Raw genomic sequence first — 25,627 nt, forward strand, 5'->3', positions numbered from 1 at the left:
TTGTTAGGACGATCCTGGCGCTGGCCAAGAGCCTGGACCTGGAGGTGGTGGCGGAGGGGGTGGAGACGACGGGGCAGTTGTCGTTCCTGAGGCTGCATGGGTGTGAGGGGTTCCAGGGGTATCTGTTTGGAAGGCCCGGGCCGGCGGAGGCTATCGATGCATTGCTGTATCCCGCAGGTTGACGGCGAGTCCACGGGGTCGTTGGCCTGCGTGGCAAGGACGTAGGCATGTGGTTTGACAAGCTTCTGGACCGTAAGGCCCCTGGCATTCGTGGCCTGCTGCTGGCAGTGGCCCTGGCATTGATGGGCGCAGTGCTGGTGGTGCAGGTTGCACAGCACTGGCGCGCTGGCGAGCGGGCGATCGAGCGTTCACGTTTGTTGCACCAGACGGCAGACACCCTGCAAGCCCAGACCACCGGTGGCTCCATGCTGGGAGCGGTATCGCTGATGGGCCTGAGCGAGCCGCTGCTCAAGGACATGGCGCTGGGCCGTTTGCCCCCTGACCACCCGGTGGCGCTGTCCCGCCTTGCCGTGGCGCGCGGGCGCTTTCTGGTGCAAGGCGTGTATGTGATGTCGGCCGATGGCACCGTGGTAGCGCACGAGACGCCTGGCGAACGATCCACGGGGCTGAACCTTGCATTCCGCCCGTACTTCCAGCAGGCCATCCAGGGCGCCAACAGCGTGTATGCCGCTATTGGCAGCAACACCCAGGAGCGTGGGCTTTACTACGCAGCGCCCCTGTACGAAAGCGACACGCCATCGAGCAACATCATTGGTGTGGTGATGTTCAAGGTGGGTTTTGAGCCGGTGGACCTGCTGCTCAAGCGCGCGGGTCTGCCCATGGTGCTGCTGTCGCCGCAGGGCGTGGCATTTGCCGCCACCCGGCCCGAGTGGCAGTTTGCAGTGGCGCCACCGCTCACGCAGGCGCGCATCGATGCCATCCGCGCCACGCTCCAGTTCGGCCGCCACTTCGACAACGGCGTGGCTTCGGCGTTGCCTTTTGCGGCCGATACCGGTGAGGTCCAGATCAACGGCGTCACCCACGCCGTCGAGCGCCGGGCCATTGACTGGCACGACCCCACAGGCGAGTGGCAACTGGTGGCGCTGGACGACATCAGCGCCCTGATGTCGTCGGCGCAGCGAGCGCGCATCGGTGCCGTGGCCTTTGTGTTGCTTTGTCTGCTGGGCCTGCTGCTGCTGGACTTGCTGCGCAGCCGGGCCCGCGTGGCCAGTGCACTGGAACGGTTTCGGGTGCTGGGTGCGGCGCTGGAGAGCAGCCCGGTGTCGGTGGTCATCACCGACGGCGACGGCCGTATCGATTGGGTCAATCCCCAGTATGAGCGCAACACGGGCTATTCGCTGGACGAGGTGCGCGGCAAAAAGCCTTCGCTGGTGGCCAGCGGGCAGACGCCTGCGCAGACTTACCAGCTGATGTGGTCTGCGCTGCTGTCGGGAAAATCCTGGCGGGGCCAGTTCGTCAACCGGCGCAAGGACGGGAGTACCTACCACGACGAGGCCACGTTGTCTCCCGTGTTTGACGGGCGCGGCAAGCGCATCGGCATTGTGGGCCTGCACGAGGACGTGTCTGAACGCATCCAGGCACAAAAGGAGCTGGAGCGCCGCGAGCGCCTGCTCAACGAACTGCTGGAGCAGCAGACGGCCATCTTTGACAACGCACCGCCCATCGTGCTGGTGTGCGATGGGCAGTTCCGCCAGTTCAACCCGGCGTTTTTGGACCTCATGGGCGGCACGGCCTCGCAGCTTTTGGGCCTTGGAGTGTCGGTGCTGTTCGGCGGAACGGGCCATGCCGACCTGTTCACCGCCCGTGTCACGCCCGCACTGGCATCGGGTCAGGCCTTGCGCGAGACCGCCACTCTCTACCGGCTCGATGGCAGCCAGTTCGAGGCGCGCCTGGCGGGTCGCAGCGTCAAGATGGACGACTTTGGCACCGCCTCGATCTGGGTCATTGAAGATGTCAGTGAGCAGCGGCGTGCCGAGCGCGTGATCCAGCAGGCTCAGGAGCGCTTGGAGCTCGCACAGGAGGCCGGCAAGATCGGGGTGTTCGATCTGAACCTGGTCACCGGCGAAATCCTCTGGTCGGACAAGCTGGCGCAGATGATGGGCCTGCCCCCAGGCACGCAGCCGCAGACGCGCGACTACTGGCTCAGCTGTCTGCATCCGGACGACCGCGACCAGGCAAGTGCTTATTTCGATAGCTGCCTTGCAGGCACCGAGGACTACCTGCGTGACTCCTGGCGCATCGTGCGCCCCGACGGAGAGGTGCGCTGGTTCCTGGAGGCCGCACGCATCTTCCGCAACACCCAGGGCCAGCCAGTGCGGGTGGTGGGCGTCAATGTGGACATCCACGACCAGAAGCTCCTGGAGGAGCAGGTGGCCGGACAGCTCGATTTTCAGCAGGCGTTGATTGACGCCATTCCGGTGCCCCTGTTCTACAAGGGCGCGGATGGCCGCTATATCGGTGTGAACCGCGCTTACGAGCAGGCCTTTGGCGTCTCGCGCGAAGCGCTGATCGGCAAGACGGTGATGGACCTGGAGTATCTGCCGCAGGAGATTCGCACGCGCTTTGAGCAGGATGCGGTACAAGCCATGGACGGCGAGCGTTCGGTGCACCGCGAGGTTGATCTGCCTTACGCCGACGGGGAACTGCACCACACCCTGTTCTGGCTGCATGGCTTTGCGCGCCCCGATGGCACGGCGGGTGGCACCATCGGCACGTTTGTGGACATCACCGACCGCCAGCGTGCTGAGCAGGAGCTGCGCCGCGCCAAGGAGTTGGCCGAGGAGTCCACAGCGCTCAAGTCCAACTTCCTGGCCAACATGAGCCATGAGATCCGCACGCCCATGAACGCGATCATCGGCATGTCTCACCTGGCGCTCAAATCGGGCCTGTCCCCGCGCCAGCACGATTACGTGAGCAAGATCCAGCAGGCGGGCCAGCACCTGCTGGGTGTCATCAACGACATCCTGGACTTCTCCAAGATCGAGGCGGGCAAGTTGGTGGTGGAGCGCCAGCCTTTCTTGCTGGACCGCATGCTCGAGAGCGTGTCCGACGTGGTGGGCTACAAGGCCGGTGCCAAGGGGCTGGAGCTGGTCTGCGATGTGGCCGGCGACGTACCTCCCAACCTCGTGGGCGACGCGCTGCGCCTGGGTCAGATCCTCATCAACTACGCCAACAACGCCATCAAGTTCACCGAATCCGGCGAGATCAGCATTGCCGTGCGGCTGCTGGAGGCTGCGGGGAACCAGGTCCGGCTGCGTTTCGAGGTGCGCGACACCGGCATCGGGCTGACCGAGGAGCAGATGGGGCGCCTGTTCCAGAGCTTCCAGCAGGCGGATACTTCGACCACTCGCCGCTACGGCGGCACAGGCCTGGGCCTGGCGATCTGCAAGAGCCTGGCGGAGCTGATGGGCGGAGAAGTGGGCGTGGAGAGCAGTTTCGGCAAAGGCTCCACTTTCTGGGTGTCGGTGCCTTTGGAGCGTGGCGCTCCGGCACGGGTTCTGCTGCCGCCGCCCGACCTGCGCGGCACCAGAGTGCTGGTGGTGGACGACAACCATACCGCTGCCACCGTGCTGTCCGACATGCTCCTGGCGATGGGGTTTGTGGTGGAGCAGGCCCATTCGGGCCTGGAGGCGTTGAACCGGCTGCGCGAGTCCATCGCTCAGCAACAGCCGTTCGGTCTGTTGCTGCTGGACTGGCACATGCCGGGCATGGACGGCGTGGAACTGGCAGGCCACATCCGCAGCCTGGGCATGCCCAAGGTGCCGCAGATGCTCATGGTCACGGCCTACGGCCGCGAGGACGTGATGCGGGCCGCCCGTGCTCAGGGCATCGAAACCGTGCTCATCAAGCCCGTCAATGCTTCGCTGCTGTTCGATACGCTGATGCAACCGCTGGAGGGGACGGGCACGGCTGGGCGTTGCACCGTCGCTCCTGCGCCGGCTGCCGATGAGCTACCCCTGGACATCCGGGGCGCCAGTGTGCTGCTGGTCGAGGACAACGAACTCAACCAGATGGTGGCCATGGAGCTGCTGCTGGATGCGGGCTTTGCCGTGGATGTGGCCGAGAACGGGCAGATCGCCATCGATCGCATCGAGCGCAAGCACTACGACGCCGTGCTCATGGACATGCAGATGCCCACTATGGACGGCGAGACCGCCACCCGCCTGCTGCGTGGCAACCCACGCCATGCGCAGTTGCCCATCATTGCGATGACAGCCAACGCCATGGAGGCTGATCGCCAGCGCTGCTTTGCAGCTGGCATGAACGACCATGTCGCCAAGCCCATAGAGCCCGCGGCACTCTGGGCCGCGTTGGCCCGCTGGATCCGTCCTCGCCAGGGCTTGGGTGCAGGGGCTGCTCCCGCTCGCAGCAGCGCAGCCCATGCGGTGGCATCTGCGGCAGTCGCCAGCGCGACGGTGGCGGGATGGCCATCGGTGGATGCTCCTGACCTGCCGGGGCTGGACACCCAGCTGGGTCTTCAGCGTGCGCTGGGCAAGCCGGGCTTGTACGCGGAGATGCTGCGCCGCTTTGTGCAAGGACAGGCTCCGGTTCTCGCAGAGCTGCAGCGTGCGCTGGCGGTGCACGATGTCGCACTGGCCGAACGCCTGGCCCACACGCTGCGGTCAGTGGCAGCCAACATTGGCGCGCAGGCCGTGTCGGACCGTGCCCAGGCGCTGGAGCATGCACTGCGCTTTCGCCATGGCAACGAGGCCATCGTGTCGTTGCTGGCCGAGTTGCGGGCCGCGCTGCAGCCATTGCTGCAAGGCCTACAGGACTGGGTGCTGCAAGCCGTGCAGGCGCGTGCAACACCTGCGCCAGGGCTGGCGACGGCCGCAGTGGCGCTGGGGCATGGCGCTACGCCAGCCGAAGCCGAGCAGTATTTGCGCCAGCTGCTGGAGCAGGACGATCCTGCAGCCACTGAATTTTTCCAACACAATGGCGTGGTACTCAAGGCGGCGCTGGGCAGCGTCTTCCAGACCGTCGAAAAGCACACCCTGAATTTCGATTTCGAGCAGGCGCTGGAGGCCATGGCTGCGGTGCCAGGCTCCGAACCACCGGCCCTCGAAACCCCCTGAACGGCACTCACGCAGGACATTTGCATGGACAACGCGCCTTTTGCCTCCAGCCCGGCGACCCTGGTAGACAAGCCGATTGCCACCGTGCTCGTGGTGGACGACACGCCCGAGAACCTCACCCTCATGGGCAGCCTGCTGCGCGAGCATTACCTGGTAAAGGTGGCCAACCACGGCGAGAAGGCGCTCAAGATCGCGCAGTCGGCCACGCCGCCTGACCTGATCCTGCTGGACATCATGATGCCCGAGGTGGATGGCTACGAGGTCTGTCGTCGCCTCAAGGAGGCGCCCGCCACGCGCGACATCCCGGTGATTTTTCTCACAGCGCGTTCCGACACCGACGATGAGCGCATGGGACTGGCGCTGGGCGCCGTGGACTACATCACCAAACCCATCAGCCCACCCATTCTGCTGGCGCGCGTCAACACGCACCTGGCACTCAAGGCCACAGCCGACTTCTTGCGCGACAAAAGCGCTTATCTGGAGCGCGAGGTCGCCATGCGCACGCTGGAGGTGCAGGCCATTCAGGATGTGACCATCATGGCCATGACCTCATTGGCTGAAACACGCGATAACGAAACCGGCAACCACATCCGCCGCACCCAGCTGTATGTGAAGACCCTGGCCGAGCGGCTGCGTCACCATCCGCGTTTTGAGCATGTGCTCAACGACCGCATGATCGAGTTGCTCTACAAGTCGGCCCCTTTGCACGACATCGGCAAGATCGGCATCCCAGACAGCATCCTGCTCAAACCGGGCAAGCTCACGGTGGAGGAGTTTGAGGTCATGAAGACCCATACCACGCTGGGCCGCAACGCCATTGACGAGGCCGAGCGGCGCCTGGGCATGCGCGTGGCCTTTTTGAGCGTGTCCAAGGAGATCGCCTACAGCCACCAGGAAAAGTGGGACGGCTCCGGCTACCCGCAGGGCCTGGCGGGCGACGCCATCCCGGTGTCTGCGCGCCTGATGGCGGTGGCCGATGTGTATGACGCGCTCATCAGCAGACGTGTGTACAAGCCCGCGTTTTCGCACGACCAGGCCTGCAACACCATCGTCCGGGGCAAGGGCACACATTTTGACCCCGACATGGTGGACGCGTTTGTGGACATTGCGGAAGACTTCCGCAGCATCGCGCAGAAATATCCAGACCCTGCCTAGCGCCTCGCCCCGAAGGGCGAGGGCACGGAAGATCAGAACGGCGCGTCTTCGCCCTTGGCGGCGTCTGCTTCGGGGGCCACCGACTCAGCAGCGTCCGCAGCGCCTTCTGTCTCTGGAATGTTGTTGGCTTCGGGCGTGTCGGGAGTCGCTGCCTGGCGTACGGCCGCCTTGTCGCCAGCGCTTGCAAACTTGCTGTACTTGCCCAGGATGGGCACCAGCTGGCCGTAGATGCGGGGGTTGCCGGCCAGGCACTCGCGCTGCTCCAGAAAATCGGCCTCGCCCGTGAAGTTGCCCACGAGGCCGCCGGCCTCGGTCACCAGCAGCGAGCCCGCTGCCACGTCCCAGATCGACAGGCCCGTTTCAAAGAAGCCGTCGGTGAAGCCCGCAGCCACGTAGGCCAGGTCCAGCGCGGCGGCGCCGGGGCGGCGCAGGCCGGCGGTGCGCTGCATCACGTCTGCCATCATGTTCAGGTAGCTCTTGAAGTTGTCGCCCGGGCGGAAGGGGAAGCCGGTGGAGATCAGGCAGTCCTTGAGCTGGGTGCGCTTGCTCACGCGAATGCGGCGCTCGTTCAGGTAGGCGCCGCGGCCCTTGGTGGCGGTGAACAGGTCGTTGCGGGTGGGGTCGTACACGACGGCCTGCTCGACCTTGCCCTTGACGGCCAGCGCGATGCTGACGCAATACACGGGAAAGCCGTGGATGAAGTTGGTGGTGCCGTCCAGCGGGTCGATGATCCAGACAAATTCCGAATCCTTGGCGCCGTATTCCTTGCCCGACTCTTCGGCCAGGATGCCGTGGCCGGGGTACGCCGTCAGCAGCGTCTCGATGATGATCTTTTCGGAGGCGTGATCCACCTCGGTCACAAAGTCGTTGATCTGCTTTTGCGAGATCCGCACCGATTCCACGTCCAGGGCCGCGCGGTTGATGATGGCGCCGGCGGCGCGTGCGGCCTTGATGGCCACGTTGAGCATGGGGTGCAGATTGGACGACATAAATTGTGGTGGTTGGCAGAGCGTGGCCATGGTGGCACGTGCGTCTGCGTACAGGATGAGCGGGGAGGTCCGACCCGTCCCGGCGATGCGGGCGGCGACAATAGAGGGCGGGATTTTACCCGCAGTGCCCTTTTTTGCCTAACTGGCCGCTTTCCGCCTCTCGCTCCGCCTGCCCATGAAGACCCGTTTTGTCCTGATCAACACCAGCCACGCCGGCAATGTGGGCGCCGCCGCCCGTGCCATGAAAACCATGGGGTTTGACGACCTGGTGCTGGTCGCTCCCCGCTGGGCTAACGTGCTCAGGCGCGAGGAAACCATCCAGCGCGCCAGCGGCGCCCTCGATGTGCTGAACAACGCACGCATCGTCGCCACGCTGGACGAGGCGCTCGACGGTATCAGCCACCTGTGCGCCACGGCCATGACGCCACGCGATTTTGGCCCCCCTACAGCAGCGCCGCGTGCGCACTTTGAAGCGCTATTAAAAAGTGAGCTACTCAGGCATGAAACACTAGCGCAAGCGGCCAAAAACGCTCAAAGCGCAGGCGAATCTGCCCCTGCAGACCCTGGCGCGGCCCCGCAGGCCGGTGTGGCCTTTCTCTTTGGTTCGGAGCGGTTTGGCATGACCAACGAGGACGTGTACCGCTGCCACGTGGCGCTGTCGATTCCCACCAACCCCGGCTTTGGCTCGCTCAACCTGGGTGCGGCCATCCAGGTGATCGCCTACGAGTGGCGCATGGCGCAGGGCGGCTTTGCGGTGCAGGATGCCACCCCGCCGCGTGCGTTGGCCGACGCGGCCCAGGTGGCGGGCATGCTGGGCCACTGGGAGCAGGCGCTCACATCCATCGGCTTTCTGGACCCGGCCGCGCCCAAGAAGCTCATGCCCCGCCTCAACCAGCTTTTCAACCGCGCGCAGCTCAGCCCCGAGGAAATCCACATCTTGAGAGGTGTCGCCAAAGCCATGATCGAGGCGAGCGGGCCAAAACGATAGACTGTGCGGCCCATTTACAAATAACCATAACAACCAATGCTCGCCCGCTTGCGCTCCGATATCCAGTGCATCCTCGACCGCGATCCTGCCGCGCGCAGCACGTGGGAGGTGATCACCTGTTATCCAGGCCTGCACGCGATCTGGCTGCACCGCCCCGCGCACTGGTGCTGGCACCACGGCCTGAAGTGGCTGGGGCGCTTCATCTCGCACTTTGCGCGCTGGTTCACCGGCATCGAGATCCATCCCGGCGCCAAGATCGGGGAGCGTGTGTTCTTCGACCACGCCATGGGCGTGGTGGTGGGCGAAACCGCTGAGATCGGCGATGGCTGCACCATCTACCAGGGCGTGACCCTGGGCGGTACCTCGCTCTACAAGGGCACCAAGCGCCACCCCACGCTGGGCAAAGATGTGGTGGTGAGTGCAGGCGCCAAGGTGTTGGGCGGCTTTGAAGTGGGCGACGGCGCCAAGATCGGCAGCAATGCCGTGGTCATCAAACCCGTGCCCGCTGGCGCCACGGCCGTGGGCATCCCGGCACGCATCATCCCGTCCAAGGAAGGCCAGAGCGCCGACGTGACCGAGCCCCAGCCATCGCGCAAATTCACCGCCTACGGCATCACGCAGGAGGACGACCCGCTCTCGCAGGCCATGCGCGGGCTGATCGATAACGCTTCATCGCAAGAGCACCAGATCGCGCTCTTGTGGCAGGCGATCGAAAAGCTCTCGGCCGCCAACCTGCAGGCCAAGGACTGCGTGCCCTGTGACGCGGCGATCAAGGAGCAGTTCGAGGCGGGCAAGCTCAACGAGCTGGTCGGCAAGTAGGCTTCCTGCCGTTGCGTCTGGGCACTGCGGGCTCAGTGCTTGGCAGGCTTGCTGCTCTTCTTTTCGTAGAAAGCCACGATGGGCGGATCAAACTTTGCGTGGTCCAGTTGCCACAGCCCCAGCGGTCCGTGCATCAGCGGAATGCGGTGTTCGCTGCCATCGGGCCATTGCTCCCAATAGTCCCGCATGCGCAGAAACTTCAGTGGCGGCAGGCCCTGCGTGGTGTCGATGGGCTCCAGCCGATAGGTGCCCGACAGGCGGTATGCGTGGTCTTCTGACACCGAGCCTGCCAGCATTTGGTCTACCCGCTTGAGCACGGGCAGGGCAGCCCCGGCCGATACGGCGCCCAGCATCAGGGCCAGCGCCATCGATTCGCGCGAGGGGATGCGCCCTGCAGCGAAGAACCGGTAGCACAGTGCCACCAACGTTGCGATGCCCACCGACGCCACCAGCCAGGTCAGGGGCGAGCGCAGGATGCTGAAGAGCTGCACATCCGTCAGCTCGTAGCCGGAGAACACAAAGCTGTCGAGCAGCGCAAACAGCATCAGGCCCAGGAACAGCACCGTCGCGCCCAGGCTGCGAGGGTTCTTCTCCAGTGCGAAATCGTGTGTGTTCGCTTCGTCCAGCGGATAGTCTGGGAACGCCGAGCGGAAGATGTCGCACAAGGCCTCGCGCGACGGCCCGGCGCTCCAGCCGGTATCGGCGGTGAACAGCACCTGGCCTTTTGGGGTGTCCAGCCGAGCCCAGTGGATGTTGCCCGTCTTGATGGATTGGTTGCCCAGCCACTCGACCTTCAGCCCCGATTTGGGCACCAACGACTCGAAAGCCTTGCCCGTCTTGGCCCAATGCCCCCGGATGCGGAATGCTTCTCCATCGTCGATCAGCACGCCCTTGGCTTCGAAAACCATAAGCCGCATCCAGCGTCCAAAAAATGCGGGGCGGGCCAGGTTGATGCGCCAGTAGTGCCTGCCCTTGAGGTCCTTCACCAAAGCATCCTGGCGCTGTTTCATGGCGCGTATGCGCACATACATCCACAAGGCCAGGGCGACTATCAGTAGATGGGGGAGGGCGAAGGCAAGGTACTTCATCGTCTGTGTGATGGGCGATGGGGGGGAGCTTCCGCCCGTGGGCCAGCGCTGGCCTGCAGGCGGTTCAGGCGGTCTTGGCCCGGACAGCGTTCTTGGGCCGGAACGCCTTGCAGACCTCATCCCGCGTTTCCAGGTACGGCCCACCGATCAGGTCTACGCAGTAAGGCACGGCGGCGAAGATGCCCGGCACGATCTGCTGGCCGTTGGCGTCCTTCAGCCCCTCCAGCGTTTCGGCAATCGCCTTCGGCTGACCAGGCAGATTAATGATCAGGCTCTGGTCTCGGATCACAGCGACCTGGCGCGACAGGATGGCGGTGGGCACGAACTTCAGGCTGATCTGGCGCATCTGCTCGCCAAAGCCCGGCATCTCCTTGTGCGCCACGGCCAGCGTGGCCTCGGGCGTCACGTCGCGCAGCGCAGGGCCGGTGCCGCCAGTCGTCAACACCAGGCTGCAGCCCGCGTTGACCAGTTCGATCAGCGCGGCGCTGATGCCGGCTTGCTCGTCGGGGATCAGGCGCGACTCGAAGGTGATGGGGTTGTACAGCGCGCGCGTCAGCCAGTCCTGCAAGGCAGGCAGGCCCTTGTCTTCATAGACGCCGCTGCTGGCGCGGTCGCTGATGGAGACGATGCCGATCTTGACGGCGTCGTGGACGGCTTCACTCATCGTCGTTGTCCTCGTCGGTGTCGCTGGCATCTGCCGTGCCGGTGCCGCCCAGGTGCTCGCGCAGCAGCTGGAACAGCTCGCGGTATGCACGGCCCTTGCGGGGCGCCAGGCCTTGCGAGACCTGGACGTTGGCCTCCTTGCCCGCAGGCTGCGCATCCTTGCGGGCCTGGCGGATCAGCGCGCGCAGCTGCTGGGTGTCGGTGTCGGGATGCTCGGCCATCCAGGGGGCCAGCGCATCGTCGTCGGCGATCAGGCGGTCGCGCCATTGCTCGGCCAGGTGCAGCCGCAGCTTTTCGGTGGCCGAGCCCTTGTGCTGCTCCTCCAGGGCCTGACGGGCAGCCTGCACCAGCTCGGGTTCGAGCTTGCGCATGAGCTTGCCCACATACTGCATCTGGCGGCGCTTGCCTTCGAAGTTGGTGATGCGCTTGGCCTCGGCCAGCGCCTCCACCAGTTTGTCGGGCAGGCCCACGGCGTCGAACAGGTCGGCGCGCAGGTTCAAAAGCTCCTTGCCCAGGTCCTGCAGTTCGTCGCTCTCGCGTTTGAGGTCGGTGCGGCTGGCATCGGGCGTGCCTTTGAGTTCGGCCTTGAGCTGAATGTCCAGTTCGCTGCCTTCGGCAACGAACTGGCCTCGCACAAAGTAGCCTTTTTTGGGTTTGCGTGACATGGGTGGTGGGGGCAAAAAACAAGTGGCGCAGAGCGCGCCACAGCGGCAAGTATCATAGCTGCCGCTATGAACAAACCCTCCAACCGCGCCCCGCGCACCTCCGGCGCGCTGGCTGCTGTGCCCGCAGCTGCCACCTCCCGCACCCCTGACAGCGGCTTCAGCTACAGCCGCCCGTTTTTTGAAGACCTGGTGGACCGCGCCCTGGCCCATGCCAAAAAGCTCGGCGCCACCGACGCGGGCGCCGAGGCGTCCGAGGGCTGTGGCCTGTCAGTCAGCGTGCGCAAGGGCGAGCTGGAGAACGTGGAGCGTAACCGCGACAAATCCTTGGGCGTGACGGTCTATATCGGCCACCGCCGGGGCAATGCCAGCACCTCGGACTTCTCTGACAGGGCTATCGAGCAGACCGTGCAGGCAGCCTATGACATCGCCCGCTTCACGGCCGAAGACCCTGTAGCCGGCCTGCCCGACGCCGACGATATCGCGCCCCAGGATACGCACCGCGACCTGCAGCTCTTCCACCCCTGGGCCATCACCAGCGAAGAAGCCGCAGAGCTGGCCAAGGCCTGCGAGGCCGCGGCATTCAAGACCCATCGCCGCATCACCAACAGCGAAGGTGCTGGCGTGTCGGCCCAGCAAAGCCACTTTTTCAGCGCTCACACGCGCGGCTTTCGCGGCGGCTATGCCAGCTCGCGCCACAGCTTTTCGGTCGCTCCTATTGCTTCGTTGCCCGGTAGGAACGCCGAGATGCAGCGCGATGCCTGGTACAGCTCCATGCGCGATGCCGCCGAGCTGGCCTCGCCAGAGGCCGTGGGCCGCTACGCTGCGCAGCGCGCTCTGAGCCGCCTCGGGTCGCGCAAGATTCCCACCACGCAATGCCCGGTGCTGTTCGAATCGACCCTGGCCGCAGGCCTGCTGGGCGGTTTTGTGCAGGCTATCAGTGGCGGCTCGCTGTACCGCAAGAGCAGCTTCTTGCTCGACTCGCTGGGCAAGATGGTGTTCCCCAAGCACATCGACGTTCTGGAAGACCCTTTCATCCTGCGCGGCAAGGGCAGCTCGCCGTTCGATGAAGAGGGTGTGCGCGTGGCGCCCCGCAAGGTAGTCAAAGGAGGGCGCGTCGAGGGCTACTTCCTGTCCAGCTATTCGGCCCGCAAGCTGGGTATGAAGACCACGGGCAATGCGGGTGGCTCGCACAACCTGGTGATGACATCGCGCCTCACGCAGACCAGCGACGACCTGGACGCCATGCTGCAAAAGCTGGGTACGGGCCTGTTTGTGGTGGAACTGATGGGCCAGGGCGTGAACTACGTCACCGGCGACTACTCGCGTGGAGCGAGTGGCTTCTGGGTCGAGAACGGCAAGATCGCCTATCCCGTGCACGAGATCACCATTGCGGGCAACCTCAAGGACATGCTAAAGGGCATCGAGGCCGTGGGCGCCGATGCCTACAACTACGGGGCCAAGACGGTGGGATCCATTCTGGTCAACCGCATGAAGGTGGCGGGGAGCTGACGCTCACGGATACGGCATGCCGTGGGGGCAGCCCGCCGGTGTGCATCGTGGGACTTTTGTCCTCTGTCTCTCACAAAGGCCCTCGCCATGGCGAGGGCCTTTGTGATTTCAGGCTCTCTGGGCTTGCCGCTAGCGTGATGGCGGTCGGTAAGTCCAGCCATCACTCCGCGAAGTCTGCAAATTCGGCCAGCAGTTGCAGCACGCCCTTCACGGCAGGCGAGGGCGTTGGCTGGTGGCGGTGTGCCACGGCCATGGGGCGCATGAGTGGGGGCTGCAGGGGACGGATCTGAACACTGGGCGTGCCCTGCAGGTCCTCCACCTCCTCCATCGGCAGCAGTGCGGCGCACTGGCTGGCCAACGCCAGGCTCTTGAGCGCGCCGGGGTAGCTCAGGGCCAGAAAGGGGCGCGGGTGGTGGCCCGCCTGGCCAAACCAGTTGGCAATCAGCCCGTGCATTTGCGTCGCGGGCGCAAACGATGCCCAGCGGCGGCTGGCCAGCCAGTCGGGGCCGACCCGTTCGGGTGCGTCCCAGGCGGCAGGCAGCAGGGCCACCATGGCGTCGTTGCGCCAGGGCGTTTGCCGTACCTCGGGCAACGGTGGCTGGGGGCTGGCGACAATGGCGATGTCCAGCGTGCCGCCCTTGAGCCGCTGCATGGCATCGGCCGAGCCCACGGCTTCCAGCCGGATCTCCACGCCCGGGCTGCGGGCCGCCAGGGCCTCGAGCATGCGCGGCAGCAAGTGGGTACTGACCCCTGCCGACACGCCCAACCTCACCACGCCTTCGCGGCCTGATGCACGGCGGCGCACGCGTTCCACCAGGTCGTCGCTGGCCAGCAGCAGCTGGCGGCCCTCGCGCACCAACACTTCGCCCGCAGGCGTCAGGTCGGCCTGGCGGCGGCCGCGCACTACCAGTTCGGCGTCCAGGCGCGATTCCAGTTCCTTGATGTGCATGCTGACCGTGGGCGGTGCCAGGTGCAGCGCCTGCGCGGCGGCTGCAAAGGTGCCCAGATCGGCGATGGCAATCAGGGTCTGCAACTGGTCGAGGTTGAGGTTACGCATCAGCTTTTATGAAGTGAATCGTTATTGAATTGAACTTTACAGATGGTAAGCCCGGCGCGAGGATCGCTGCGCTATGAAACACTCCTACCGTCGCGCCATCAATCCGTCTGTCCCTGCCCACGCTGCGGCGCGAAACGCAGGGCTCGCACTCGCTGGCGTGTTGCGGTGGTGTTGGGTGCGGGTACGGAGCTGTTCGGCGCAGATTGCCGCTGCGGCGGAGCGCGCCGAACACCGCATCACCGAACATTTCAAGGTCCCGCCAGGCGGTGGCTGATAGCCAATTTGGTGAGATTGGCCTCTAGCGCCTTACTGACAGGCGCTAGCAGCTATTGAATCAGGAGCGCTGAGCAAGATCGATCAAGCGGCTGCCACCCGCGCCACAATCGCCTCGCCCACCTGGGTGGTGCTGGCCGTGCCGCCCAGGTCCGGCGTGCACGGCCCGCTCTTGATGACCTCTTCGATGGCCGTGACGATGGCGTCATGCGCCTGCCGCCCCGCTCCCCGGCCCTGCGTGAGGAAGTCCAGCATCAGCGCGCCCGACCAGATCATCGCAATCGGGTTGGCGATGTTTCTGCCATAGATGTCCGGCGCCGAGCCGTGCACAGGCTCGAACAGGCTGGGGAAGTGGCGCTCGGGGTTGAGGTTGGCCGAGGGGGCCAGGCCGATGGTGCCGGTGGTGGCCGGGCCCAGGTCGCTCAAGATGTCGCCGAACAGGTTGGTGGCGGCCACCACATCAAAGCGGCCGGGCTGCAGCACAAAGCGGGCGGTCAGGATGTCGATGTGCTGCTTGTCCAGCGTTACCTCGGGGTAGTCTTTGGTGACGTCGTCGGCACGCTGGTCCCACCACGGCATGCTGATGGCGATGCCGTTGCTCTTGGTGGCCAGGGTCACGTGCTTGCGCGGGCGGCTCTGGGCCAGGTCGAAGGCGAAGCGCAGCAGGCGGTCCGTGCCCTTGCGCGAGTAGACCGACTCCTGGATCACGATCTCGCGGTCGGTGCCCTCGTACATGATGCCGCCCAGTGACGTGTACTCCCCCTCGGTGTTCTCACGCACCACGTAGTAGTCGATGTCACCGGGTTGGCGGCCCGCCAGCGGGCAGGGCACGCCTTCAAACAGGCGCACGGGGCGCAGGTTGATGTACTGGTCGAACTCGCGGCGGAACTTGAGCAAAGAGCCCCAGAGGGACACATGGTCGGGCACGGTGGCGGGCCAGCCCACGGCGCCGAAGAAGATAGCGTCCATGCCCGACAGTTGCGCTTTCCAGTCGTCGGGCATCATCTTTCCGTGGGCGGCGTAGTAGTCGCAGCTGGCCCAGTCGATGGTGGTGGTTTCCAGCGCAATGCCAAAGCGCGCTGCGGCGGCCTGCACCACGCGCAGGCCCTCGGGCATCACCTCCTTGCCGATGCCGTCTCCGGCAATGAGGGCGATGCGATAGGTTTTGGGGGCGGCGGCGGTCATGAAGCGGTCCTTGGTGGCGGTGGAAGGAGGCTGCCGTGGGGGCGGCCAGCGTTGTGGGATGCATTGTTCCTAGCGCCTCCAAAAACTACAATCTGACAACTGTGGCCTTATCTTTCACACTTCGTGCATAAAAATCCTGCGGCCGAAGACCTGCGTGTGTTCACGGCTGTCGTGCGCAAGGCGAGCTTTGGCGGCGCCGCCACCGAGCTCGGCACGTCGCCCGCCTATGTGAGCAAGCGCATCCGCCTGCTGGAGCAGGACCTGCAGGTGAAGCTGCTGCACCGCACCACCCGCCGGGTGGCGGTGACGGAGGAGGGCGAGCGCGTCTTTCACTGGGCGCAGCGCATCCTGGACGACATGGAGCAACTCATGCAGGAGGTGGCCATCACGCGCAGCGAGCCGCGCGGGATGCTGCGCGTGAGCAGCAGCTTCGGCTTTGGGCGGCAGATCGTGGCGCCCGCGCTGTCGCGGCTGGTGGAGCAACACCCGGGGCTGCAGGTGCGGCTGGAGGTGTTTGACCGGCTGGTGGACGTGGCGGGCGAAGGGTTCGATTTGGATGTGCGCGTGGGCGACGAGATTGCGCCACACCTGATTGCACGCCGTCTGGCCGACAACCACCGTGTACTGTGCGCAGCGCCCGCTTACCTGCAGCGCAAGGGCACTCCGCGCACGGTGGCCGACCTGGCCGCGCACGACTGCCTGGTGATCAAGGAGCGCGACCATCCGTTTGGCGTGTGGCGCTTGCGCTGCGGCGCACAGGAAGAGTCGGTGAAGGTGCGCGGACCGCTGTCGGCCAACAACGGCGAGATGGCCGTGCAGTGGGCGGTCCATGGCCGCGGCATCGTGCTGCGCTCGCTGTGGGATGTGGGCGCACACCTGCAGGCCGGGCGCCTGGTGCAGGTGCTGCCGCAGTGGCAGCAAGAGGCCAACGTGTGGGCCGTGTACCCTACGCGGCTGGAGCGGTCGGCCAAGGTGCGGGTGTGCGTGGAGTTTTTGCAGGCGCATTTCTCCGACGGTTGGATGGCGGCGGGCGCCGACCCGGTCCAAAGCAGCGTGGGTTGAGACAGCAATAGCGGCAGGTGCTTGTCCCGCCGGTGTCAGCGTAAAGGGTGTCGGGTGTAGTTCAGGCGCAAGCCTACTGGTGCAGATGGAGTTTCACCAAATTGCCCCCCGCATTCTTGGCTTCATACATGGCGACGTCACCCAGGCGCAACAATTCTTGCTCGCTCTGGGCATGTTCTGGGTAGATGGCAATACCAATACTTGCAGATACCAGCAGCGTCACCCCGCTGGGCGCAATACATGGCTGCTCAAGCGCCAGGCGGATTTTCTCAGCCACGGCCACCGCATCGTCGCTGTCCAGAAGATCTGGCAAGAGCACCAGAAACTCGTCCCCGCCCACGCGGGCTGCCGTGTCGGAGGCCCGCAGGCAACCCTGAATACGCTTTGCCACCGTTTGCAGCACAAAGTCACCCGCTTCATGCCCATGGGTGTCATTGATGGGCTTGAACTTGTCCAGATCGATGAACATCAAGGCCAGGGAAAGTTGGTCGCGCTCGGCGCGCTTCAAGGACTGACTCAAGCGGTCGTTGAACAGCCGACGGTTGGGCAACTGGGTCAAGGTGTCGAAGAACGCCAATTGCGTTACTTCTCTCTCCAAGCGCTTTCGTTCTGTGATGTCACGCAGCACCGCAACGTAATGGGTGACCTGTCCCGTGCTGCCTTTGACGGCAGTGATGGTGATTTGCTCTGGGTACACCTCGCCGTCTTTGCGTTGGCTCCAAAGCTCGCCATGCCACATGCCTGCCATTTGAATTGATGCCCACATGGCAGCATAAAAATCGGGGGTATGACGGTCTGATCGCAGCATGTGCGAGGTCTTGCCAATCACCTCGGCTGCTGCATAGCCAGAAATTTGGCTAAAGGCATGGTTCACGCGCAGGATGTTCTTTTGGGCATCGGTCACGATCATGCCGTCTTGCGATTCAAAGACGATGGCGGCAATGTGCAAGTCCAACTCGGCGCGCTTGCGCTCGGAAATATCGCGCGTCACGCCCAGAAAATTGACAAACTCGCCGGCCTCGTTGTGGATGCCGGAGAACCTGACCTCCGTCCAAACCGTGCCCCCATTTTTGCAAGGCTGTTCCAGCTCGGCCCGAAAATCTGGGACCTGCTTTTTGGCGCGGACCGCCTCCAGGGCTCGATCCAGACCTGCTTGGGCGATTTTCGCGCTGGTCGGCGTGAGCGCTTCGTGAATGGTCTGCTGCATGGCTTCGAACACGGTGTAGCCCCTTAGCCGCTCCACGGAAGGGCTCACGTATGTGTTGCGCCCGTTCAAATCCATGGTCCAGATGACATCTGACGCGTTGTCGGCCAGAAAGCGGTGGCGCTCCTCGGACAGTCGCAAGGCGTTGCGTGCCTCATGGCTCGCTGCCAGGGCTGCCTGGAGTTGGCGATTGCTTCGGATAACGTACAGCGCGACCAAAATCGCCAGTGCCAGCAAGGCCAGCAACACGTAGATGCGGGCCCAGTCAATGCCTTCTTGAACATTGATGGCCACATGCTGGTTGGCAATGGCCTGGCGCTCCTGTGGCGTGATGGTCTTGACGCCTTTGTCCAAAATCGAACGCAGTATCGGTTCGTCCTTCAAAACACCCATGCGCAACTGGTTGGTGTATTCGGGAATCTGGCCGGAAATTTTCAGATTGAACAGACCCTCCGTTTTGATCGCGTGGGCAGCCACAATCAGCGAGCGGATGGTCAGGTCGGCCTGGCGCTCGGAGACCAGATTCATGGATTCTGGTTCGCTGGCGGTCAGCACCACCCTCAAATTGGGAAAGTCACGGCGCACGCGCTCCTCGACCATGGTGCCCCGCGGCAGGGCGACACTTTCACCTTTCAGACCTTTGAGGTCACCCACAAAGTTGTGTTCCTCCCGGGTGATGATGACGTTGGGGTCAGAAAAAATCGGAGAGGTAAATATCAACCACTTATCGCGGTCAGGCGATTGGTTGAGAAAGCTCATGACCTGGCAGCGCCCGGCCTTGGATGCGGCCAAGCTTTCGTCCCAGTCCTTGACGGGCAGGAGTTCAATTTGCAGCCCTACGCGCTGGGCGACCAGTTGCACCAGGTCGGCCGCAATGCCTTCGTGCTTTCCTTGCGGGTTGATGCGCTCAAAAGGTGCCCAGTCCGGGTCTACGCACATTTTGATGACGCCTGCCTTGGCGATATAGGCCTTTTCTGCTGCGGTGAACTCCATCGCGGGGCTGGTCGGGTTGGCCCAGGCCATGGCACCGGCCGCCGATATGAACACGGCAACCATCGCTTTGAGCGTAACAACAAGGGGATTGCCGGGGCGCATGCAGGTGAGTTTCTCGATCAGGCTGGGTGTTACAGATGGTAAGTGATGGTGGCAGGCGGCTGGCAGTACCTGCACCGGCTGGAAGGCATGTGTTGCACAGGACTGTGGGCTCGCATGGGTCTTTGGCCCGTGCACGGCTGATCTTCCGTGCTCGACCAGAGGGGGCGTGTGGCAAAAAATCAGTCCCGAGCATGCCAAGCACCGGCCTGTTGTGCAGCTCGGCTCCATGACCGTTTTCTTCACGATCCCGTGACATGCTGGCCAACGCCAAAATCCAGTGGCGGATCCGCTGTCAGTCGCATTTGCAAACAAAAATAGCTGCTAGCGCTTATTCAATAAGCGCTAGCAGCTATCAAAATGATAACGGCTTGCAAGTGTTTGCGATGATCGGGTTTGGCACCTCGCGGTGCAGGGGCGGGGTGCGCAGCAGTCAGCCCGCCAGCGCTGCCTTCACCGCAGCCGACACCTGGCCCATGTCGGCCTTGCCGGCCAGGCGGGTTTTGACCACGCCCATCACCTTGCCCATGTCGCCGGGGCCTGCGGCGCCCAGCTCAGCCACGATGGCTTTAACGGCGGCCAGCGTTTCTTCAGCCGACATGCGCTCGGGCAGATAGGCCTGCAGCACAGCCATCTCGGCCTTTTCCTTGTCGGCCAGGTCCTGGCGGCCCGCGCCTTCAAAGGCGGTGATCGAGTCTTTGCGCTGCTTGATGAGCTTGTCCACGATGGCCACCACGGCTGCGTCGTCCAGCACGATGCGCTCGTCCACTTCCTTTTGCTTCATCGCAGCCTGCAGCAGGCGGATGGTGCCCAGGCGCTCGCTGTCCTTGGCGCGCATGGCGGTCTTCATGTCTTCGGTGATCTGGTCCTTGAGGCTCATGAGGCTTTTCCTTTGTCTTTGTGTTGGTCAGGCAGGGACTTAGGGTTTGCAAAAAGCCCCTCTGGCTAGGCATAGTGCCGCAGACAGTAGTCTCGCTACGGCAAGGCGCTACAACGACGCCAGAGGGGCTTTTTGCAAACCCGAAAAAACAAAAACCCGCGCTTGGCGTCCCTAGCGCGGGTTTGTCGGCACTCCGTATCAGGACAGTGCCAAAGCGGTACTTAGTACAGCTTCTTGGGCAGTTGCATGCTGCGAACGCGCTTGTAGTGACGCTTCACGGCTGCAGCCTTCTTGCGCTTGCGCTCGGCGGTGGGCTTTTCGTAGAACTCACGGGCGCGCAGGTCGGTCAGCAGGCCGAGCTTTTCAATGGTGCGCTTGAAGCGGCGCAGTGCAACGTCAAAGGGTTCGTTTTCTTTTACGCGGATCGTAGTCATTAGCTAATGTTTTCCAAATGGTGCTTGCAGAGGGGCTTGGGGAGATCGGGCCTCAAGTCCGTACAAAGCGGTTTCCCCGTCTGTAACTAGTATTTGGCCGACGGGGCATTGCCAGCAAAGCCGGAGATTATAGCCTTTATCCACAGTCATGGCGCAAGGGTCGCCCGGTCTGCTCGCAGCCGGGGCAACCGGTGGGCTTCTTTCGGGCACGCCGCAACGCAATGGCGTGGAAGTTGCTTCATGTTGTAACACTCCTATTCACCGGTGGGGAGCCCTGGCCATCCGCCCGGGCAGTCCTGCCGCAGACACCATGGCATTTATGCACCGCGTATCGGGCTGGCTGGGCCGGCTCAGTGTGGGCCGCAAGCTCATGCTCATTTATCTGCTGGACCTGACGGCGGTGATCTACGTCTCCAGCATCCTGATCCACGAAAAATACCTGGCGATCGACTTCACGCGCAAGGAAGTGGTCGGCACCACCTATGCCGCCGTGGTGCGTGACGGGCTGATGGGACAGTTCCTGGACGCGTCGCAGCAACCACCGCTGGTGGCCGATGTGCTGACCCGGCTGGACGCGGTGCGTGCGGCCCACGACGAACAACTGCACACGGCCGAGGTGGGGCAGCGGTTTGGCGTGGCGCTGCAGCAGCTGGCGGGCCAGCCCCAAGGGGGCGTTCCAGCCGCCGATCCGCAGGCGCTCACCCGGCTGCGCAGCCAGTTGCTGCGCGAGGGGCGCGAGCTGCTCACCACGGTGGGCAACCAGTCCAACCTGATCCTGGACCCGGACCTGGACAGTTACTACGTCATGTCGCTGGTGGTGCTGCGGTTTCCCGAGCTCCTGCAGGCAGTGCATGACACCGTCAGTTTTTTGAACGCGGCGCCGTCGCGGCGCGGGCCGCAGTGGTCGTCCGAGCTGCTGACGCTGGTGGGACGGCTGGATGCGGTGATGCTGGGCATCGAGTCGGACTACAACCAGGCCTTCATTGCGGGATCGCCCGAGATGCGGGCTGCGCTGGTACGCCAGCGCGAGGCGCTCAAGGCGGCGCAGGAGGGCTTTCAGTCCTTGCTGCAAGGCATTGCTTCGGGCGAGTCGCGCCTGACGGTGGCGCAGGTGGGCGTGCAGGAAGCCCAGGTGCTGGGCGCGTTGCGCGATGCGTGGTCGGCGGGCATTGTGGACCTGGAGCGTTTGCTGAACCAGCGCGCAGACAGCCTGTTTGCTCGCATGTGGCTGCACTTGGGCACGGCGCTGGTGCTGCTGGGCTGCATCCTTTCGCTCGTCACCCTGGTCGCGCGCCAGATCGCCAAGCCGCTGCAGCAACTGGCCCGCGTGGCCGACGAGGTGCGCAAAAGCGGGGACCACACGCTGCGCGCGCACTGGGTCAGCCGCGACGAGATCGGCCGCCTGGTCACCGCGTTCAACGAGATGCTCTCGCAGCTCGATCGCGACCGCGTGCTGCAGCAGGAGCTGGCCGCCAGCGCCCGTGCGGCCGAGGCCCAGCGCGAGCTGGTGGAGGCCTTCCCCATCCCCATGGTGGTCACTTCGGTTCCAGAGCATGAGGTGCTGCACTCCAACGCACCTGCGGCCCACTGGCTGGGTGGCCGCAAGACCGACCCCTGGGCCGTGGGGCTGGAGCCGGGCGTGCGGGCGCGGTTCTTTCAGCGCCTGGCCGACCAAGGCTCGGTGGACGAGTTTGAGGTGCGCTGGAAGGGCAGCCCCGAGCCCTCCTGGGCCGTGCTGTCGGCGCGGCGCCTGCAGTTCCAGGGGCGCGACTCGGTGCTCACGGCGTTCACGCCCATCAACGTGCTCAAGGTGATGGAGCAGCGCCTGGAGCTGTGGGCCAAGGTGTTCGAAGCCTCGTCCGAGGGCATCATCATCATGAACGCCGAGCAGCAGATCATCAGCGTGAACAAGGCGTTCTGCCGCAGCACGCACTACGACTTCTACGAGGTCATCGGCGAGGACCTCGGCTTTTTGCTGGAAGAGGCCGGGGGCGAGCCGCTGTCGGCCCAGATCCACCGCACCATGATCGACAAGGAGTCGTGGCAGGGCGAGGTGCGGTTCCGGCGCCGTTCGGGCGAGACGTATCCGGCCTGGCTCATGGTGTCGGCCGTGCGCGAGAGCAAAGGCGGGCTGGTGGCCAACCACATCGGCATTGCCATCGACATCACCGACCGCAAACTCAATGAGGAGCGCATCCAGTTCCTGGCGCACCACGATGTGCTCACCGAGCTGCCCAACCGCTCGCTGTGCGTGCAGCGCCTGCAGATGGCGCTGGCACAGGCGCCCATCACGGGTGAGAAGGTGGCCGTGCTGTTCATTGACCTGGACCGCTTCAAGGCCATCAACGACACGCTGGGACACCACATTGGCGACGGCCTGCTGCGCTCGGTGGCCGCGCGTCTCACACAGGCCGTGCGCAGCCGCGACACCGTGAGCCGCCTGGGCGGCGACGAGTTTGTGGTGGTGATGCGCGACGTGGCCGGGCGCGAGGATGTGCAGCAGCTGGTGGAGCGGCGCCTGATCCCGCTGATCCGCCAGAGCCATCCGGTGGAAGGGCATGAGCTCAATGTGTCCTGCAGCGTGGGCATTGCCGTGTACCCTGAGGACGGCAGCGACATCGACGAGCTGATGCGCCGCGCCGACGCCGCCATGTACGAGGCCAAGACCACCGGCCGCGACATGGCGCTGTTCTATTCGATGGAGACCGACCAGCGCGCCGTGGCCCGCCAGACCATGGAGCAGCAACTGCGCCGCGCACTGGAGCGCCAGGAACTGAGCCTGCATTTCCAGCCCCGCCTGAGCGCCAAAGGCGCCCAGTTGCTGGGCGTGGAGGCGCTGCTGCGCTGGACCAGCCCGGTGCTGGGCTCCATCCCGCCCAGCGAGTTCATCCCCATCGCCGAAGAGACCGGCATGATCCGGGCCATTGGCAACTGGGTGTTACAGCAGGCTTGCGAGCAGTGGGTGCGCTGGCAAAACCTGGCGCTGGATGCGGGCCAGGGCGACGCCGCATCGCCGCATCCGCTGGCCCAGGTGTCGATCTCGGTCAACCTGTCGGCCGCGCAGATGTCGGACCCGTCGCTGGTGACCGACATCGAGGCGCTGCTGGCCCGCACCGGCATGCCCGCCCACCGGCTGGAGCTGGAGATCACCGAGTCGCAGCTCATGGACAACGCCCATGCATCCGAGCTGCAGCTGGCGGCGCTCAAGCTGCTGGGCGTGCAGCTTTCCATCGACGACTTTGGCACCGGGTATTCCAGTCTGGCCTACCTCAAGCGTTTTGATATCGACCGGCTCAAGGTGGACAAGTCCTTTGTGTGCGATATGTTGACAAACCCGGCCGACATGGCCATCACACGCGCCATCATCGCCCTGGGCCACACGCTGGGGCTGCGCATCGTGGCCGAGGGCGTGGAAGACCTGGCCACGGCCCAGGTGCTAAGCGCGCTGGACTGCGAGGAGCTGCAGGGCTATCACTTCAGCCGTCCACTGCCGCCTGAGCAACTGCTGTCATGGGCCCTGCAGCACCGTGGTTTGAACCATGGAGTGCAGCGTGGCGAGGGGCCGTCTGTCGCGCAGCCTGCCCCGCAGCTTGCGTGACGGCCTGCATGACGGCTTGTGCAGGGGCGTGGCCTTCAGCCCCATCTCAAGTGCAGCAACACGGCAAGGCCCACCAGAATGAATCCAGGGGCCAAATTACCCATCCACAATGATGTGCGGGAAGTGGAGCGCCCTGAAATACGCGAGTCGGCTTTTAGATAGGCGTTGCCCTCATCGGTGAGTGACCAGTGCACCATCACCGCTCCACCGGCCAGTGACCCCACGCCGAGTGCTGCAAGGATGGCCACAAAGACGCTTGCGCTCCAGCTGGCAGCTGGCACAAAAGCGATCAACGCGCCCACAGCCGTAGCAGCTGCCTGCAATTTTTCCGTGCGGTCCATAGCATCCATCGCGGTCTCCGGAGGAATGTGTGGAAAGAGAGCAGTCTTGTTGTTGACGGGAGTGTAGGAGCCTTGGTGCATGGGGCCCTGCACCCGGCAGAAAGCCGGCCTGGCGCTCCGCTATTGACCTTCCATCGGCAACGCCTGCGCACACGCATGGGCACTGGCCCAGGCCCACTGGAAGTTGTAGCCGCCAAGCCAGCCCGTCACGTCCACCACTTCGCCAATGAAGTACAGGCCGGGCTGCGTCTTGCACTCCATGGTCTGCTGCGACAACACGCGTGTGTCCACGCCGCCCAGTGTGACTTCGGCCTTCTTGTAGCCCTCGGTGCCGGTGGGCGTCAGCTCCCAGCGCGCCAGCTGCTCGGCCAGGCGCGCGAGGGCCTTGTCGCTGGCCTCGTTGATGGGACGCTGCCAGTCGGCCTCGCGCTGGGCCCAGGCATCGGCCAGACGGCTGGGGACCAGTGTGGCCAGCTCGTTGGCAATCAGCTTGCGCGAGCGGGCCTTGCCCTGCGCCAGTGCAGCCGGCAGGTCCGCCGTGGGCGCCAGGTTGATGGCCAGGGGCGTGCCGTCCTGCCAGTAGCTGGAGATCTGCAGCACTGCCGGGCCCGACAGGCCCCGGTGGGTGAACAGCAGGTCTTCATCAAACGCCATGCGGTTCTTCTTGACCCCGGTGATGATCTGTACCGGCAGCGCCAGCCCGGCCAGCTGCGCATACGGCGCCCAGCCCGCGCCGTCAAAGGTCAGCGGCACCAGGCCCGGCTTGCGTTCGATGAGCGGGATGTTGAATTGCTGTGCGAGCCGGTAGCCAAAGTCAGTGGCACCGATCTTGGGGATGGACAGGCCGCCGGTGGCAATGACCAGCGCACCCGTTGACACCGGCCCGTGATCAGTATCAATTTGATAGCTGCCCCAGCATGATTCACTAGCGCTTGATGCCAAAAAGTCTATTTTTTTGACGCTACAGGGCTGCCAGCGGGTCACGCCACCCGCCTCGCACTCGGCCAGCAGCATGGCAATGATGTCCTCGGCCGAGCGGTCGGCAAACAGCTGGCCCTTGTGCTTTTCGTGAAACGGGATGCCGTGCTTTTGCACCAGCGCGATGAAGTCGGCGGGCGTGTAGCGCGACAGCGCCGAGCGGCAGAACTGCGGGTTCTGCCCCACAAAGTGCTTGTGTGGTGCGGCCGGGTCGAGGTCGCGGTTGGTGAAGTTGCAGCGCCCCCCGCCCGAGATACGGATCTTTTCGGCCACCTTGTCAGCATGGTCGATGAGCAAGACCTTCAGGCCCCGCTGGCCCGCCTGGCCCGCGCAGAACAGGCCGGCAGCGCCGGCGCCGATGATGATGGCGTCAAAAAATGGAGTCGTCTGCACTTCGTTCGGATGCGTGGGGCACAAAAATAGCTCTGATTGTGCCGCCATTGCGTGTTGCTGTGCTCTGGCCAAGGGAGCCGATTGTTGTGTGCCGCATATGGGTGTTTCTGTTGGTAACGAAGCGGCAGCCATGGCTTTACTCTGGCGTGACGCACCAA

Annotated in this window: 19 protein-coding genes; 8 read left to right on the top strand and 11 right to left on the bottom strand. The window is 64.4% G+C overall.

The features are described 5' to 3' along the window. The 3 genes from AC1Q64_RS21840 to AC1Q64_RS21850 all read left to right on the top strand — a co-directional run. Nucleotides 1-182: EAL domain-containing protein (locus AC1Q64_RS21840; RefSeq protein WP_492252809.1), on the top strand; the 182-nt coding region annotated here is incomplete at its 5' end. A gap of 45 nt (nucleotides 183-227) precedes the next feature. Continuing rightward, complete coding sequence (locus AC1Q64_RS21845) at nucleotides 228-5,096, top strand: PAS domain S-box protein (protein ID WP_492252810.1); 4,869 nt, start codon at nucleotides 228-230, stop codon at nucleotides 5,094-5,096. Between the two features lie 24 nt (nucleotides 5,097-5,120). After that, entirely contained in the window at nucleotides 5,121-6,251 is a 1,131-nt protein-coding gene (locus AC1Q64_RS21850; RefSeq protein WP_291436283.1) for a response regulator, read from the top strand. A 32-nt stretch (nucleotides 6,252-6,283) separates the two neighbouring features. Here AC1Q64_RS21850 and AC1Q64_RS21855 read toward each other — a convergent pair whose 3' ends face one another. After that, nucleotides 6,284-7,240: an inositol monophosphatase family protein gene (locus AC1Q64_RS21855; RefSeq protein ID WP_291436284.1), complete on the bottom strand. Its 957-nt coding sequence runs from the start codon at nucleotides 7,238-7,240 to the stop codon at nucleotides 6,284-6,286. A gap of 175 nt (nucleotides 7,241-7,415) precedes the next feature. On the opposite strand from AC1Q64_RS21855, the gene AC1Q64_RS21860 reads away from it, so the two are divergent. Continuing rightward, nucleotides 7,416-8,228: an RNA methyltransferase gene (locus tag AC1Q64_RS21860; RefSeq protein ID WP_492252811.1), complete on the top strand. Its 813-nt coding sequence runs from the start codon at nucleotides 7,416-7,418 to the stop codon at nucleotides 8,226-8,228. Between the two features lie 36 nt (nucleotides 8,229-8,264). Then, a complete protein-coding gene (gene cysE, locus AC1Q64_RS21865; protein WP_056058188.1) occupies nucleotides 8,265-9,047 on the top strand; it encodes a serine O-acetyltransferase in 783 nt (260 codons plus the stop codon). Nucleotides 9,048-9,079: 32 nt separating this feature from the next. On the opposite strand, the gene AC1Q64_RS21870 is transcribed toward cysE, so the two are convergent. The 3 genes from AC1Q64_RS21870 to yjgA all read right to left on the bottom strand — a co-directional run bounded on the left by AC1Q64_RS21870 (nucleotide 9,080) and on the right by yjgA (nucleotide 11,463). After that, a complete protein-coding gene (locus tag AC1Q64_RS21870; RefSeq protein ID WP_492252812.1) occupies nucleotides 9,080-10,057 on the bottom strand; it encodes a hypothetical protein in 978 nt (325 codons plus the stop codon). A gap of 142 nt (nucleotides 10,058-10,199) precedes the next feature. Further along, nucleotides 10,200-10,799, bottom strand: a complete 600-nt coding sequence (gene mog / locus AC1Q64_RS21875) for a molybdopterin adenylyltransferase (RefSeq protein WP_291436291.1) — start codon at nucleotides 10,797-10,799, stop codon at nucleotides 10,200-10,202. Next, nucleotides 10,792-11,463, bottom strand: coding sequence for a ribosome biogenesis factor YjgA (gene yjgA / locus AC1Q64_RS21880; RefSeq protein WP_492252813.1), 672 nt, complete (start codon nucleotides 11,461-11,463; stop codon nucleotides 10,792-10,794). Before yjgA ends, mog begins: the two co-directional genes overlap by 8 nt. A 66-nt stretch (nucleotides 11,464-11,529) precedes the next feature. Between yjgA and pmbA the strand changes: the two genes are divergently transcribed. Beyond that, on the top strand, nucleotides 11,530-12,972 hold the full coding sequence (pmbA, locus tag AC1Q64_RS21885; protein WP_492252814.1) for a metalloprotease PmbA: 1,443 nt from the start codon (nucleotides 11,530-11,532) through the stop codon (nucleotides 12,970-12,972). A gap of 160 nt (nucleotides 12,973-13,132) precedes the next feature. On the opposite strand, the gene AC1Q64_RS21890 is transcribed toward pmbA, so the two are convergent. Continuing rightward, nucleotides 13,133-14,029 carry a LysR family transcriptional regulator gene (locus tag AC1Q64_RS21890; protein WP_492252815.1) on the bottom strand — a complete coding sequence of 299 codons (897 nt, stop codon included), beginning with the start codon at nucleotides 14,027-14,029 and terminating at the stop codon, nucleotides 13,133-13,135. A gap of 357 nt (nucleotides 14,030-14,386) precedes the next feature. Beyond that, nucleotides 14,387-15,487: a tartrate dehydrogenase gene (locus AC1Q64_RS21895; RefSeq protein ID WP_492252816.1), complete on the bottom strand. Its 1,101-nt coding sequence runs from the start codon at nucleotides 15,485-15,487 to the stop codon at nucleotides 14,387-14,389. Nucleotides 15,488-15,610: 123 nt separating this feature from the next. On the opposite strand from AC1Q64_RS21895, the gene AC1Q64_RS21900 reads away from it, so the two are divergent. After that, a complete protein-coding gene (locus AC1Q64_RS21900) occupies nucleotides 15,611-16,549 on the top strand; it encodes a LysR substrate-binding domain-containing protein (RefSeq protein ID WP_492252817.1) in 939 nt (312 codons plus the stop codon). 73 nt (nucleotides 16,550-16,622) lie between these two features. On the opposite strand, the gene AC1Q64_RS21905 is transcribed toward AC1Q64_RS21900, so the two are convergent. The 3 genes from AC1Q64_RS21905 to rpsU all read right to left on the bottom strand — a co-directional run bounded on the left by AC1Q64_RS21905 (nucleotide 16,623) and on the right by rpsU (nucleotide 20,159). Next, a complete protein-coding gene (locus AC1Q64_RS21905; protein ID WP_492252818.1) occupies nucleotides 16,623-18,848 on the bottom strand; it encodes a diguanylate cyclase domain-containing protein in 2,226 nt (741 codons plus the stop codon). A gap of 430 nt (nucleotides 18,849-19,278) precedes the next feature. Then, nucleotides 19,279-19,725: a GatB/YqeY domain-containing protein gene (locus AC1Q64_RS21910; RefSeq protein WP_142144474.1), complete on the bottom strand. Its 447-nt coding sequence runs from the start codon at nucleotides 19,723-19,725 to the stop codon at nucleotides 19,279-19,281. 221 nt (nucleotides 19,726-19,946) lie between these two features. Beyond that, nucleotides 19,947-20,159, bottom strand: coding sequence for a 30S ribosomal protein S21 (gene rpsU / locus AC1Q64_RS21915; RefSeq protein WP_007833691.1), 213 nt, complete (start codon nucleotides 20,157-20,159; stop codon nucleotides 19,947-19,949). A gap of 310 nt (nucleotides 20,160-20,469) precedes the next feature. Between rpsU and AC1Q64_RS21920 the strand changes: the two genes are divergently transcribed. Further along, the gene (locus AC1Q64_RS21920; RefSeq protein WP_492252819.1) at nucleotides 20,470-23,757 is read left to right on the top strand and encodes an EAL domain-containing protein; all 3,288 of its coding nucleotides are present in this window, start codon (nucleotides 20,470-20,472) and stop codon (nucleotides 23,755-23,757) included. 35 nt (nucleotides 23,758-23,792) lie between these two features. Here the strand turns inward: AC1Q64_RS21920 and AC1Q64_RS21925 are convergent, their stop codons facing one another. Beyond that, nucleotides 23,793-24,179: a hypothetical protein gene (locus tag AC1Q64_RS21925; RefSeq protein ID WP_492252820.1), complete on the bottom strand. Its 387-nt coding sequence runs from the start codon at nucleotides 24,177-24,179 to the stop codon at nucleotides 23,793-23,795. A gap of 39 nt (nucleotides 24,180-24,218) precedes the next feature. Further along, nucleotides 24,219-25,517, bottom strand: coding sequence for a BaiN/RdsA family NAD(P)/FAD-dependent oxidoreductase (locus tag AC1Q64_RS21930; protein ID WP_291436308.1), 1,299 nt, complete (start codon nucleotides 25,515-25,517; stop codon nucleotides 24,219-24,221). Between the last annotated feature and the right edge of the window lie 110 nt (nucleotides 25,518-25,627).

This window comes from Acidovorax sp. GW835-FHT14G06, assembly GCF_058793595.1.

Coding starts and splice junctions, on each gene's coding strand:
- cysE (WP_056058188.1), top strand. CDS start 8,265: ATGCTCGCCCGCTTGCGCTCCGATATCCAGTGCATCCTCGACCGCGAT.
- AC1Q64_RS21895 (WP_492252816.1), bottom strand. CDS start 15,487: ATGACCGCCGCCGCCCCCAAAACCTATCGCATCGCCCTCATTGCCGGA.
- mog (WP_291436291.1), bottom strand. CDS start 10,799: ATGAGTGAAGCCGTCCACGACGCCGTCAAGATCGGCATCGTCTCCATC.
- AC1Q64_RS21930 (WP_291436308.1), bottom strand. CDS start 25,517: ATGGCGGCACAATCAGAGCTATTTTTGTGCCCCACGCATCCGAACGAA.
- AC1Q64_RS21850 (WP_291436283.1), top strand. CDS start 5,121: ATGGACAACGCGCCTTTTGCCTCCAGCCCGGCGACCCTGGTAGACAAG.
- AC1Q64_RS21925 (WP_492252820.1), bottom strand. CDS start 24,179: ATGCACCAAGGCTCCTACACTCCCGTCAACAACAAGACTGCTCTCTTT.
- AC1Q64_RS21910 (WP_142144474.1), bottom strand. CDS start 19,725: ATGAGCCTCAAGGACCAGATCACCGAAGACATGAAGACCGCCATGCGC.
- AC1Q64_RS21855 (WP_291436284.1), bottom strand. CDS start 7,240: ATGTCGTCCAATCTGCACCCCATGCTCAACGTGGCCATCAAGGCCGCA.
- AC1Q64_RS21890 (WP_492252815.1), bottom strand. CDS start 14,029: ATGCGTAACCTCAACCTCGACCAGTTGCAGACCCTGATTGCCATCGCC.
- AC1Q64_RS21920 (WP_492252819.1), top strand. CDS start 20,470: ATGGCATTTATGCACCGCGTATCGGGCTGGCTGGGCCGGCTCAGTGTG.
- pmbA (WP_492252814.1), top strand. CDS start 11,530: ATGAACAAACCCTCCAACCGCGCCCCGCGCACCTCCGGCGCGCTGGCT.
- AC1Q64_RS21845 (WP_492252810.1), top strand. CDS start 228: ATGTGGTTTGACAAGCTTCTGGACCGTAAGGCCCCTGGCATTCGTGGC.
- AC1Q64_RS21860 (WP_492252811.1), top strand. CDS start 7,416: ATGAAGACCCGTTTTGTCCTGATCAACACCAGCCACGCCGGCAATGTG.
- AC1Q64_RS21870 (WP_492252812.1), bottom strand. CDS start 10,057: ATGAAACAGCGCCAGGATGCTTTGGTGAAGGACCTCAAGGGCAGGCAC.
- yjgA (WP_492252813.1), bottom strand. CDS start 11,463: ATGTCACGCAAACCCAAAAAAGGCTACTTTGTGCGAGGCCAGTTCGTT.
- rpsU (WP_007833691.1), bottom strand. CDS start 20,159: ATGACTACGATCCGCGTAAAAGAAAACGAACCCTTTGACGTTGCACTG.
- AC1Q64_RS21905 (WP_492252818.1), bottom strand. CDS start 18,848: ATGCGCCCCGGCAATCCCCTTGTTGTTACGCTCAAAGCGATGGTTGCC.